The sequence below is a fragment of the Dokdonia sp. Dokd-P16 genome, from assembly GCF_003095655.1.
Classification (GTDB): Bacteria; Bacteroidota; Bacteroidia; order Flavobacteriales; family Flavobacteriaceae; genus Dokdonia.
In genome coordinates, this window is sequence record NZ_CP029151.1 from 2610295 (window position 1) to 2623882 (window position 13588).

12 protein-coding genes are annotated in these 13588 nt (G+C 36.1%); 1 reads left to right on the forward strand and 11 read right to left on the reverse strand.

All coding sequences use genetic code 11. The annotated features are described in order from the left end of the window. Positions 1-1154 precede the first annotated feature (1154 nt). The 11 genes from DCS32_RS11740 to DCS32_RS11790 form a co-directional block, all read right to left on the reverse strand. Positions 1155-1574, reverse strand: a complete 420-nt coding sequence (locus DCS32_RS11740; RefSeq protein ID WP_162533551.1) for a hypothetical protein — start codon at positions 1572-1574, stop codon at positions 1155-1157. Between the two features lie 794 nt (positions 1575-2368). Further along, complete coding sequence (locus tag DCS32_RS11745) at positions 2369-2563, reverse strand: helix-turn-helix transcriptional regulator (protein ID WP_108878435.1); 195 nt, start codon at positions 2561-2563, stop codon at positions 2369-2371. After that, positions 2560-3015: a hypothetical protein gene (locus DCS32_RS11750; RefSeq protein ID WP_108878436.1), complete on the reverse strand. Its 456-nt coding sequence runs from the start codon at positions 3013-3015 to the stop codon at positions 2560-2562. The genes DCS32_RS11745 and DCS32_RS11750 overlap by 4 nt, the downstream gene beginning before the upstream one ends. A gap of 683 nt (positions 3016-3698) precedes the next feature. Next, on the reverse strand, positions 3699-4583 hold the full coding sequence (locus tag DCS32_RS11755; protein ID WP_108878437.1) for a helix-turn-helix domain-containing protein: 885 nt from the start codon (positions 4581-4583) through the stop codon (positions 3699-3701). Position 4584: 1 nt separating this feature from the next. Further along, positions 4585-4740, reverse strand: a complete 156-nt coding sequence (locus tag DCS32_RS16145) for a hypothetical protein (protein ID WP_204161777.1) — start codon at positions 4738-4740, stop codon at positions 4585-4587. A gap of 624 nt (positions 4741-5364) precedes the next feature. After that, positions 5365-5970: a hypothetical protein gene (locus tag DCS32_RS11760; protein WP_108878438.1), complete on the reverse strand. Its 606-nt coding sequence runs from the start codon at positions 5968-5970 to the stop codon at positions 5365-5367. 599 nt (positions 5971-6569) lie between these two features. After that, complete coding sequence (locus DCS32_RS11765) at positions 6570-7505, reverse strand: hypothetical protein (protein ID WP_162533648.1); 936 nt, start codon at positions 7503-7505, stop codon at positions 6570-6572. Between the two features lie 144 nt (positions 7506-7649). Further along, positions 7650-8327 carry a hypothetical protein gene (locus tag DCS32_RS11775; protein ID WP_108878441.1) on the reverse strand — a complete coding sequence of 226 codons (678 nt, stop codon included), beginning with the start codon at positions 8325-8327 and terminating at the stop codon, positions 7650-7652. Positions 8328-8830: 503 nt separating this feature from the next. Further along, positions 8831-9958, reverse strand: a complete 1128-nt coding sequence (locus DCS32_RS11780; protein ID WP_108878442.1) for a serine hydrolase domain-containing protein — start codon at positions 9956-9958, stop codon at positions 8831-8833. Between the two features lie 250 nt (positions 9959-10208). Then, positions 10209-10589: a hypothetical protein gene (locus DCS32_RS11785; protein WP_108878443.1), complete on the reverse strand. Its 381-nt coding sequence runs from the start codon at positions 10587-10589 to the stop codon at positions 10209-10211. A 7-nt stretch (positions 10590-10596) separates the two neighbouring features. After that, positions 10597-11796: an alanine dehydrogenase gene (locus DCS32_RS11790; RefSeq protein ID WP_013749615.1), complete on the reverse strand. Its 1200-nt coding sequence runs from the start codon at positions 11794-11796 to the stop codon at positions 10597-10599. Positions 11797-12087: 291 nt separating this feature from the next. On the opposite strand from DCS32_RS11790, the gene DCS32_RS11795 reads away from it, so the two are divergent. Beyond that, a complete protein-coding gene (locus tag DCS32_RS11795) occupies positions 12088-13452 on the forward strand; it encodes a pyridoxal-phosphate dependent enzyme (RefSeq protein ID WP_108878444.1) in 1365 nt (454 codons plus the stop codon). Positions 13453-13588: the final 136 nt, after the last annotated feature.

Sequence of the window (13588 nt, forward strand, 5' to 3'; positions counted from 1 at the left end):
AATACGGATAAAAAAAGACGCATTTTAATATTTATTTTCAGTTTTTGTTCTTTCTTTTATTGCTAATGTCGAGCGTTGGCAGAAAACAGCTCTTTTGGTTTTTTTTGGCGTTGGCTTGTGTGTCGGTAAAAAAAACAAATGTGCTGTTTGTGCGTTGGCGTTTTTAGTTCAAATGTTCAATTTTAGCACGATTTTCGCATTATGCACAACAGGCCACTGCATAAAGCGAGTGCGGCTCCCGATAGCTATCGGGATTGCTGGTTTGCTTTAATTTATGGTCTGGTTTGTTTGATCTAAATATACAATGAATTTTGGAGTTGTGCGCCGCGCGTAGAGCTTTCAAACCTGCCTCCGACGAGCGCAGCGAGAGGAAGGCACAACATTCGCGTTATGTAATAGTTGTGGCTGGTTGCAACTACGTGTGAGCTTTCTATAATTGAGTTGTATACCCTAGGCATTTTTGAGTCCTGCCTCCGACGAGCATAGCGAGAGGAAGGCATCAAAGAACCGTTTAGTGATCCTATCACCGTTTATCAATAGAAAGATGCCAAGAGCTTTAAAATCCTAGCGGATTTACTCTAACTCAATCTATACCTAACTCTTCGATATTTCAATGACTTTTGAGGTGTTCTGATTTTGAAGTGGAGCCATATGACGGCGGGAATTTCCAAGTATGCTGCTGCCTTGGATGTGGCATATCTTGAGATGAAAAACATGTCCTTTGGCAATCAGCCGTCCACGTGATTGTTTATTAAATTAGTTGCGTGGTTAAGCACTAAAGTTAGCAAATAAATCACAGATAGAAAGTCCGCGAGGACTTTCGTAAGTAGGCTAGAACTAGCAATGAATTATACACGGTGTTGTAGGTAGTTTTTATCCTTTATTTTCATACCAATACCATTCTGTCAAAGTCAGATTAGAAATCAATATTTTTTTTCCAATATATAATTGTACAATTCCGATTTTCACTCCTTTTTCCGAAATGACATTCCAATTCAGATTTGTGTCAAATTCGAGAACATCGTGTTCATTCAGCCGATTTTCGCTATTGATTTTCCACCATCCTTTTCTAATTGAATCGTTACAAATCAAAATGACTATTTGATTAATAAGAACTAGTAAAATTAGAAGTTTTATGTATTTAAACAACTTTTTCATTCAGTTTTCGGAAATTCAATTCCTAATATTTCTGCTTCTCCAATTTTTCTTGCTCCTTCGTGAATCCACCATTTTCGTCCGATATCCATATATTCGTCAATCGGTTGTCTTGATAAAAACCGAACTAAAACTTCTTCAGTTTCTCCAGGCAATATCCAATCGTCTTTCTCGAATTGAATATCTCCCATATAAGCATACTTAAATTGTCCGTTTGCTTGATATTCGAAAACGTGATTTGGACGATATCCACTTGCAATTCCAGTTTTTCTTCCGCCTTCTTCTGTTGGAACTAGAGTTAGTTTCGCTTTTACGTGAACTAATTCAGGTGTTTCTTCAAGGTCAAAATCAGTAATACTATAATCCGTGTATTTTCCGAAAGCGTGCGTGTCAAAAACTTTTCCGTAACCTAAATTCAACCATCTTTTGTAAATCAATTTTCCATTGAAATACAAATACAGTTCATTATCATCTTTTATTTCCTTTCGTATTATCACGGTTTCTTAAATTACGCACAACAGGCCACTGCATAAAGCGAGTGCGGCTCCCGATAGCTATCGGGATTGCTGATCTGCTTTAATTTGCGGTCTTGTTTGTTTGATCTAAATATACAATGAATTTTGGAGTTCTGCGCCGCGCGTAGAGCTTTCAAATCCCGATGTACTTCGGGACGCTTTATACTGTAGTTCTTGCACCCGACGAGTGAGGAACGAGCGAGAGCAATGCACAGGCGCAACCACGTCTCGAGCTTTCTTTGCTTTAGATGTATTCTTTAGACATTTTTGAGCCCTGCCTCCGACGAGCATAGCGAGAGGAAGGCATCAAAGAACCGCTTAGTCAACCCATAACCGTTTACCAATAGAAAGACACCAAGAGCTTTAAAATCCTAGCGGATTTGCTCCTTCTTGATCTATACCTAACTCTTCAATATTTCAACGACTTTTAAGGTGTTCTGATTTTGAAGTGGAGCCATACGACGGCGGGAATTTCCAAGTATGCTACTGCCTTGGATGTGGCTTATCTTGAGATGAAAAACATGTCCTTTGGCAATCAGCCGTCCACTTTTTTGTATATGGTTTGTTGCGAGGTTTAAGCAACTAAAGTTAGCAAAAAATCACAGATAGAAAGTCTGCGAAAACTTTCGTAAATTGACTAAAACCAGCAATTAATTTTATAAGTTGTTGGCAAATCGTTTTTTTTGATTCAGTTTATATTAATCGTCAATATCAAATAAATATTCAACAGTTACTTTGAAAAAACGAGCCATTCTAATTGCTAAAGTAACAGATGGATTAAATTTGCTTTTTTCTATTGCGTGAATAGTTTGTCGAGAAACGTTTATTTCTTTCGCCAATTCTGCTTGTGTCAAGTTATGCCTAGCTCTTTCTACTTTTACAAGATTTTTCATAAATACATTTTTCTTTTAATAAAGAATATTATTATGTATGACCAAAGCAATGGAAATATAAAATAATCTAAAGTCAGTTTTAAATCTTTTGCTAGCATATAAATAAAAGTTGTAGCTAACAATCCAATAATAAAAGTCAGTTGAAAAGATTCCAGTCTTAATTTATCTATGTAATCGTCTTCTACTTTTTCTTTCGAAATCATATAAATTAGCATTGCTATTATTGCAATAAAATCAATTCCATAAATCAATCCTCCTCCAGAAAAGGCATTTAAAAGTCCTAATATTCCATTATCTGATTCCGTTCCAATTTCGGAAGTATTGATTCCAGACATTTTATATTTATTGATCGAATTATTAATAAAATTCAAACTTCCATTAAGTAAAGAGGTAATGATAAAAAGGATTAATCCAATTTTTTTACACCAATTAGGTAATATATATGTTTTCATATTCTATTATTTTTATATAAAAGTACATAATACTTTACATTTAGTGTAGTAAAATAGATTTATTTTGATTTCAATTATTTTAAAATAGTTTTGATTTGAAGTGGAAAAGTTGAATTTTACGAGTCGTTCGAAATGTTTGCCAACAGGCCACTGCATAAAGCGAGTGCGGCTCCCGATAGCTATCGGGATTGCTGATTTGCTTTAATTTATGGTCTGGTTTGTTTGGACTAAATATACAATGAATTTTGGAGTTGTGCGCCGCGCGTAGAGCTTTCAAACTTGCCTCCGACGAGCATAGCGAGAGGAAGGCATTAAAGAACCGGTTAGTTACCCAATCACCGTTTATCAATAAAAAGACATAAAGAGCTTTAAAATCCTAGCGGATTTGCTCTAACTTGATCTATACCCAACTCTTCGATATTTCAACGACTTTTGAGGTGTTCTGATTTTGAAGTGGAGCCATACGATGGCGGGAATTTCCAAGTATGCAACTGCCTTGGATGTGGCTTATCTTGAGATGAAAAACATGTCCTTTGGCAATCAGCCGTCCACGTTGTTGTATATGGTTTGTTGCGTGGTTTAAGCAACTAATTTAGTAAATAATTACCGACCAAGAAAGTCCGCGAGGACTTTCGTAAGTAGGCTAGAACCAAGCAATAAATTACATACGGTGTTGTAAACAGTTATTTGTTTAATAAATCAGCGAATCTTACTTCTCCTTTTATTGGCTCAGAATTATCGCAAAATATTTCCCATTCTAATATATTTTCATAGTCGAAAGGGTAATTAGTTAATTTTATTTCTGTTAATTTAAATCTTTGTTTTGGTAATATTGGCTCATACCTAGAAGGTCCGTATTTCTCATTTACGTTTCCCATTCCTAAAATTTGAACATCTAGCACGTCTCTTATTGTATTGTCGGTGTTAATCTCAAAAATTTCGTGGTTGAAGGAATTAAAATATTTTTCTTCGCAAATCTTTTTTGGAATTCTAAATTTTACGTTTACATATTTGGCATAAACAGAACCTGAATTTATTGCATATATAATAATTTCCTTGTGTTGATTTTTAAATTTAAAATCTAAAGAAATCATAGGATTCTTACTCCTGTTCATAATATCTCTAACTTCATAATCATACATTGCAGTTGATTGGAAGTTGAATCGTTTATAATATCTCTTATCGTCTGCTTGATGAGCTGTATTGCTCTTTTTGACTTCGACAACGTAAACAACTTTATTTGAGTCAATATTGATTGGATATATTTTAAAATTCGCCATTCTAGGTCGAATTTTACTTTCAATTATTTGCTCTAACCATTCATTAGAGAATTGCTTAAGGTCAATTGGGTCAATTTCTTTTGGAAGATGATTATTTTCATCTTCTGCAATTCCATAAATAATAACTCCTCCATCTGAATTTGCAAGCGAACTTACATCTTTAGATATTTCGGTCGTTTTATTATTCTGTTTACCTAAAGCTCCTGAAGATTTGTATTCAAGATTAAGACTTTCTTCTACCTTATTCTCAATTAGAGAATTCAAATATTCTAAATTGTATTCGGTCAATTTATTTTCCTTTTTTAATTGATTTCAAAGTGTATTTATCGTAAGCCATCACATCAAAAACTTTCGATTGTCCAGTTTCTAGCCATTTTTTATAAATCAATGTTCCATTCATATAGACGTATAACTCATTTCCTTTTGTTTTTTCTGTGAATATCATTCGTCTTGATAATTGTTTACAACAGGTCACTACATAAAGCGAGTGCGGCTTCCGATAGCTATCGGGATTGCTGATTTACTCTAATTTATGGTCTGGTTTGTTTGATCTAAATATACAATGAATTTTGGAGTTGTGCGCCGCGCATAGAGCTTTCAAACCTGCCTCCGACGAGCGCAGCGAGAGGAAGGCACAACATTCGCGTTATGTAATAGTTGTGGCTGGTTGCAACTACGTGTGAGCTTTCTATACTTAAGATGTATGCCCTAGGCATTTTTGAGTCCTGCCTCCGACGAGCATAGCGAGAGGAAGGCATCAAAGAACCGCTTAGTCACCCAATCACCGTTTATCAATAGAAGGACGACAAGAGCTTTAAAATCCTAGCGGATTTACTCTTACTTGATCTAAACTCAACCCTTCGGTATTTCAACGACTTTTGAGGTGTTCTGATTTTGAAGTGGAGCCATACGACGGCGGGAATTTCCAAGTATGCTACTGCCTTGGATGTGGCTTATCTTGAGATTAAAAACATGTCCTTTGGCAATCAGCCGTCCACGTCCCTTGATAACGAGAGTCTGACCAAAGGGAAGATTCTCTGTTATCTAATGTTGTGAGTAGTTTCGTTTTTTAAGGTGCAATTATTATCGCCACTTCATCAGGATTATAGACTTCCTTCATCGTCCTAAGAATCCCATAAAGCATATTTAAATTCTCGTAGTCATAAAGCATATAATCCGATACTACAATATTTGACTTTAATGTTTCATGCATGATTTTCATCATCTTAATTATCCCACTTTCTGCATTTTCATATTTCGACCAATTTTCGTGTTTTAAGTACTTTGGATCGTAAACAAAACAATGCATTTCATTACATTTTACGCCAATCGCATAAAAGTCTTCAGGTAATGGGTTTCCACTTGATACCGAGTATTCAATTTCACCGTCCGCGTTATCTTGTACATTATTGCATTTTAGTGCTAAAATTTCAAGTTCAGTGAAAGTCATTCCTTTCAATTTTTCTTCTGATATCGAAATTGAGTTCTGCAGTATAACTAATTCGTTTTTTGCCGATCTTAACTTATTATTCAGTTGAGTATCTTCTTCCGTAAAAATTGGCTTTTCGAAACATAATTTCCCATTTTTTTTGGCATAAACTCCAATATGTTGTCCTATAAGATTAAAGCTAATGGTTATTAAGATTATTAATGTATTTATCGTTTTCCTTTTCATTCTAATTACTCACAACAGGCCACTACATAAAGCGAGTTCGGCTCCCGATAGCTATCGGGATTGCTGGTTTGCTTTAATTTGCGGTCTGGTTTGTTTGATCTAAATATACAATGAATTTTGGAGTTGTGCGCCGCGCGTAGAGCTTTCAAACTTGCCTCCGACGAGTGGAGCGAGAGGAAGGCACAACATTCGCGTTATGTAATAGTTGTGGCTGGTTGCAACTACGTGTGAGCTTTCTATAATTGAGATGTATGCCCTTGGCATTTTTGAGTAGTGGCCTGTGGACGGCTGATTGGTAGGGTGGGAGCTTTAAAATCCTAGCGGATTTACTCGCACTCGATCTACACCCAACTCTTCGATATTTCAACGACTTTTGAGATGTTCTGATTTTGAAGAGGAGCCATACGATGGCGGGAATTTACAAGTATGCTACTGCCTTGGATGTGGCTTATCTTGAGATGAAAAACATGTCCTTTGGCAATCAGCCGTCCACGGTTTTGTGTATGGTTAGTTGCGTGGTTAAGCGACTAATTTAGTAAACAAAAACGAACGCGAGAAAATTCCGAAGGAATTTTCCAAATAAGCACTTGCTAAAGCAATTAATTATACACGTTGTTGCCATTAGTATATTCTGCATAAAGCTCTTCAAAACTACTAATTTTATTCCGATTGATATATATTATAAGTAATGTGAAATTGAGAAACTCAAACACTCTTTCTTCTGAAATTGAGATTGTTTCTTTTCCGTGAGCAATGGTGTTTCTGTCAGCTGTGTAATGTTTAAAGTTAGAAACGATGGAAGAGTAAATTTTGTTTCCATTTAAATTTCCCAAGTTACTTTTACACAAGGTTTTTAGCTTATCCTCCAAACGAGTTTCATCATCATTACTCCAAAGCTCAGTATTTATATAATTTTCTAATGCAGAGTAAGTAATGAAATATGATAGATTATATTTTTTTTCAGATAATAGAGCTTTTGATTGCGCAAGTAGCTCCTTGTAAAATTCAAAATTGTATTTAAATCCCTCGATTCTAATTTTAGCATAAACTTTAAAATCAGCTATTTCTGTATATCCAACTTCTCCAAAAAAACTACCATTATATTTTAGTTTTTTTTCTACATTATCAATTTCTAATACGCTAACTGGATTTATCTTAAATGAATCCCAATTTTCAAGACCATAATATGAGTAAGAATCTTTGTCAGATAAATACGATGATTTAATTATATCAGTCCGACTTTTGTTCTCAGCAACTTTATATTTTTTTTCCATTCCCGAAATTGTTTCAAAATCGAAAGCAGAACTGTCTATAATCTTTGCGTTAATTATCGAATCGTATTCCATTTTAAAGTCCCAAGAGTTTTCAAAATAGTAAGTTTTATCTATTCCTTTTTCATATTCAGCTTTATCAAAATCAGGATAAATATCTATTTCAAAAAATTGAATTTCTTCTTTTATAATATTCAGTTTACTTAGCAAAAATGCACTTATTTGGTTTTGGCTAATTTTTTTCTTGAAATTCGTGTAGGTCATCTTTATATTAATGGCAACGTTTATGTATATGGAAAGTTGCGGTTTTGTATGCGAGGATTTTCCGAAGGAAAATCAGACGTAGTAAACTGGCAACGACCTTTGGTTAAGCCAAAAACCAGCAATTTTTTATATACTGTGTTGTAGCTAGTGTTTTTTCTTTTTTCGTTCTTTTATTCTATTCTCTAATTCCTTTAATACTCCAAAAACTTCTTTAAAATATTCAAATGCAAATTGTTTAGAATTATTTTCTTGTAACATTTGAGCTATTGCAGGTGAAAATTTTGGTAGAATTGTCGGTTTAGGAATGTCTAATGGTTTTCCGCTTTTCAATTTCTCTTTAACATCATTTATGTCGAACATAAAACCACTAAAGTCATTATCATTTTTTATTACTTTTCCAACTTCTGCGTGTGAGTATGGATTCCGAAAATTGTTTTTTGCTTTTATCAGATAATTATATTCCATTTCCGTAATCAACTCTTTTTCCAATGCTTTTTTTAGCGAATTAAATAAAGTCAATCCGTCAAATTCCGATTCACTTTCGTTTAGTTTTTCTGTATATTTTTCTAGATCAGAATAATCAAAGTCAATAGTATGCAATTTTATTAGTGAAAGTTTAAGCATTCTCTCAAGCAAGTGATTTGTGCTAAAGATACTTGACTGAAAAAGTTCAAATAATTGGCAAGTCAGAATTTCATTTTTCAGTAAATTCAGTTCGCAAAATTCCATAAAAGAATAGTCATAAAATTCCTTGAGTTGATTGTAGTTTTTATCAATCAATCCTGAATAAAAATCCGATTTTCGTTTAATTTCGTCGTTCATTTTTTGCATTAGCTACAACAGGCCACTGCATAAAGCGAGTGCGGCATTTTTGCTGGGTAGCCTTTATTTATTTGTTTATTAATTGATTGTCTAAATATACAGTTATTTGTGGACCTGTCGCCGCGCGTAGAGCTTTCAAAAATGTCTCATTCGCTTTATGCTGTAGTTGTGGCTGGTTGCAACAACGTTTCGCGCTTTCTATGATTTAGATGTATTCTTTAGACATTTTTGAGCAGTGGCCTGTGGACGGCTGATTGGTAGGGTGAGAGCTTTAAAATCCTAACGGATTTGCTCCTTCTTGATCTAAACTCAACCCTTCGATATTTCAATGACTTTTGAGGTGTTCTGATTTTGAAGCGGAGCCATACGACGGCGGGAATTTGCAAGTATGCAACTGCCTTGGATGTGGCTTATCTTGAGATGAAAAACATGTCCTTTGGCAATCAGCTGTCCACGTCTCAGTGATATGGAGCGGACGCTGCGATAGCAAGTCTGATCTCATATCACATGTTATCGACTTTTTTTACTTTCCCTAATTCTTGTATTATTTTATCAAAAAATAGATTTGATGAATTATCAAAAATAGCCGTACATGTTTTTTTATTAGTGTTCCGCATGATTACAGTATTTGCTCCAAGCCATGCACCATTGTGCCACATTCCATTTTCAGTTAGCAACCAACCAAAACCATAATCTGATTTCATCCCGTTAAGAAGTTCAGGCTTCTTAAAAGCCTCTTTCAATATTGCTTCGCTAATTAAGTCGTTTTGATACCAAAATCTATCCCAAATTAGCATATCATTAGCTGAGCTAAAAACAGCACCGTCACCAGCTACTCCATCTATAAATGATGGCTTTAATTCAGTAACGTTTCCTTTTAGGTTATTAAAATCATTGGCTTTATTTGGAAACGTTGATTCATCGGAAAGTAAATTCCATACTCTGGTATTGTTCATGCCCAATGGAACGAAAATTTCTCTTTTCATGTATTCTTCAAATGAGAACTCAGATATTATTTCAATAACTCTTGCAAGAATTATGTAATTGGTGTTAGAATATTCATATTTCTCATTAGGTTTAAAATTAATTTTCCTTTGCTCTTCTATTATTAGCTCAATAGCTTTTTGATTCGTCAGTATGTCTATGTCTTCTTTATTCTTTTCAGCAAGTTCTAAATATATATCAGGAACTCCAGATGTCTGATTTAATAGATTTCTGATTGTTATATTTTCATACGGGAAATTCGGAATAATTTTCTTTACGTCATCATCAAGATTTACTAAATTCTTTTCAATTAAGCGTAGAATTCCTGCAGCTGTGAATTGTTTTGAGACTGAAGCAAGTCTTAATGAAGATTCATTTGTCAAAATTTTATCCTTTTGGTAATCTGTAAATCCATAACCTTTTGAAAGTAGAATTCGTCCATTCTTAGAAAAGAAAACTACTCCATTGAATTTGTACGATTCTTGTAAATTTTGAAACCAAATATCAATTGCTTCGATTCTTTCGGTTTCAGACATTTCGGCATTAAGTTTTATCTCTGGTACAGTTAGATAAAAAGTAAAAAACCAGGCAAAGAACCCAATTACAAGAATTACTATTCCTAATATTATGTATAGTACTATTTTCATTTTATTTAATTGTCGATAACGTATATATAAACGCAAGTTATTAAAAATACATTAGTTATCATCCCCATAAGAGGTGTATAAAGGAATGTTTTTACCTAATTCTAGCAATCTCGATTTTCAGCGTATAAACGCATGTTTTCCAATTGTAAAAGCTTGTAATCGGCTATTAAAGAATTTGTAATAGGTCGTAATTATCTACCACAAGACTGGGTCGTGTGATATCACATTTTCGCGAAAGCGTAATAAGAAACTAGTTGGCTATTTTGGTAAGGGACTTGATGCTCACTGCTTCTTTACAGTTGTCTAGTTCCATTTTGAGATTGTTTCCTGCTTCATCTTGGCCTGTGATTACAAAATAACCACACGGCTCGCGGCGAGGTACGCTCTCTCCAAAATCTACATCCCCTAGTTTTAGTAAACGGTTTATAGTGACCGTATCTAGTTGCATAGCGGCAAGTGACTGCGCTGCTTCTGGGGTGAGCTTATAAGGTTTTACACGCAGGTTTTTAAGCACACGCTCTTGTGGGAAGTAAGCACAGCTGGTTTTTTTACCGCTAAAAAAGAAAGCAAGTAAAACAAGCCCAATGGAAAAGCCACCGAGGTAATATCCTATACGTTTAAGAGTGTGCATTGTGTTGCTAGAAGATCAAAAGGTTGATGTCTCGGTAAGAAAGGTCAAACCAATCTGCTACCGATTTTTTGGTTAAAATACCGTGGTAAAAATACAATCCATTTTTTAATCCGCGGTCGTAGCGTAGCTTATTTTCTATACCACCTTCCTCTGCAATGTCAAGTAGGTAAGGGGTAAAAATATTACTGAGAGATACAGATGCCGTACGGGCAAATCTCGCAGGGATATTAGGTACACAGTAGTGCGTTACTCCATGTTTTTTATAGGTAGGTTTATCATGGGTAGTAACTTCTGAGGTTTCAAAACAACCTCCCATATCGATACTTACATCTATAATGACCGCGCCATTTTTCATCCCTTCTACCATGCGCTCGCTCACTATGACCGGTGCGCGGTTTGCACCTCGCACAGCACCTATGACCACGTCACAACGCTTGAGGGCTTTTACAAGATTCTTAGGCTGTAGGGTAGAGGTGTATAATGGCCTGCCTACATTAGTCTGTATGCAGCGTAGTTTTGTGATAGAGTTGTCAAAAATCTTCACATTTGCTCCTAGTCCGATAGCAGATCGCGCGGCAAACTCGCCTACGGTGCCTGCTCCTATAATCACAATTTCTGCTGGTGGCACGCCGCTTATATTCCCTAGCAGCATACCTGTACCCGTTTCTGGGCTAGACATAATCTCTGCCGCCATCTGTACAGCTGCGGTACCAGCAATCTCAGAGAGTGTGCGCACGGCAGGGTAGGTGCCGTCTTCATCTTTTATAAACTCAAAAGCGAGTGCGGTGATGCGCTTGCTGGCGAGTTTTTCAAAATATTGTTTCTTCTGGGTTTTGATCTGTAAGGCAGAGATGAGCACCGTTTGTGGGTTCATCATCTCAATTTCTTCTAGAGAAGGTGGTTCTACCTTAAGAATCATAGGGCAAGAAAACACTTTGGCAGTGTCTTGCGTGATCTCGGCGCCGTTTTCTGAGTAGTCCTTATCTGTGTAGCGTGCTCCTTTTCCAGCTTTAGACTCCACCATCACGCGGTGTCCATTTGCCGTAAGTGCTCCCACAGCATCGGGCGTTAAGCATACCCTGCGTTCTTGAAAGTGTGTCTCTCTAGGAATCCCAATAAAGAGCTCTCCTCGTTTCTTTTCGACCTCAAGACATTCCTCTTGAGGAAGCAACATTTCTCTAGTAAAAGGTGAGCTATTGGTTTCCATGTGTGTTTGTATGCGATTATCCAAAAGTAAGGAATAATTTAAAATATAGACTAGATATAAATCAAGACGCAGCTGTAACGTGAATTACAGTATTGAAGGATTGTATGGTAATATTATAATCATCTAATCTCCCAAGTTTTAATAGTAGATAATTAATAACATAGTTACGCTTGTCAAAGTAAATGGGAGGCAGCTTTCGCGAAAGCGTACAAAACCTCAATACCAATAATCTGTAAAGTCATTCTCGCATCTGTCTTGTAAAAAGTATCTTTGTACCCACAAAAGAAGATTATGAAATACGCTGAAAATATATTAGGAACGATAGGAGACACTCCTATGGTAAAAATGAACGCCCTTGTAAAAGACCTTCCTTGTCTTGTGCTAGCAAAATATGAAACTTTTAACCCTGGGAACTCTGTAAAAGACCGTATGGCGTTACAGATGGTAGAAGATGCAGAGGCTGCAGGGATTCTTAAACCTGGAGGGACTATTATAGAAGGTACTTCTGGTAATACGGGAATGGGTCTTGCCCTTGCTGCGATTATTAAAGGGTATAAAATGATCTGTGTAATCTCAGATAAGCAGTCTAAAGAGAAGATGGATATCTTGCGTGCTGTAGGTAGTGAGGTGGTAGTATGTCCTACAAACGTGGAGCCATCAGATCCAAGATCATACTACTCTACATCAAAAAGACTTGCCGAAGAAACACCAAATAGCTGGTACGTAAACCAGTATGATAATCCTTCTAACTGTAAGGCACACTTTAATAGTACGGGACCAGAAATCTGGGATCAAACAGATGGAAAGGTGACGCACTTTGTGGTAGGTGTAGGAACAGGAGGTACCATCTCTGGGGTAGGAAGCTATCTTAAAATGAAAAACCCAAATGTAAAAGTATGGGGAATTGATACGTATGGTTCTGTATTTAAAAAATATAAGGAGACAGGTATTTTTGACGAAAATGAGATTTACCCATACATCACTGAGGGAATAGGGGAAGATATATTACCGCTTAATGTAAACTTCAGCATCATCGATGGATTTACAAAGGTAACAGATAAGGATGCTGCTGTATACACAAGACGCCTTGCCAAAGAGGAAGGAATGTTCTTGGGGAATTCTGCAGGTTCTGCAATTAAGGGATTATTACAACTTAATGAGGAGGGGAAATTTGGCCCAGATGATGTTGTGGTAGTACTCTTCCACGATCACGGTAGCCGTTACGTAGGGAAGATGTTTAATGACGACTGGATGCGTGAGCGCGGTTTCTTAGACCAGGAATATAAAGTAGCAAGCGATTTAATTCAGAATCATATAGATAAACCACTTGTTACTGTAAAGACAGAGGAGCTGGTGTCGCACGCTATAGAGCGCATGCGTGATTATAAAATCTCACAAATCCCTGTAGAAGATGTGACAGGTATTGTAGGTTCTGTAGATGAGGGTGACCTCTTTAGAGCATACATGGAGAATAACGAGGTGGCAGATTTACCTATCAAGGAGGTGATGGGAGCAGCATATCCTATTGTGCAGAAAAATGCTACCGTAGCAGAGGTTTCAAAACTTATCTCAAAAGAAAATAATGCAGTCTTAGTAGATCTAGGCGATGGTAAACATCATATTATTACAAAGCATGATATTATTAATGCGATGTAAATACATATCACTTTAAAAAAAAGCGGGACATCGTCCCGCTTTTTTTTGTGCACTATTGTGATGTTGTTCTCATTGGCGAACTTCGTATTTTGTTAGTAATCAGAAAGATGTATTTTAGCTTTGAGAAATAAGCAAC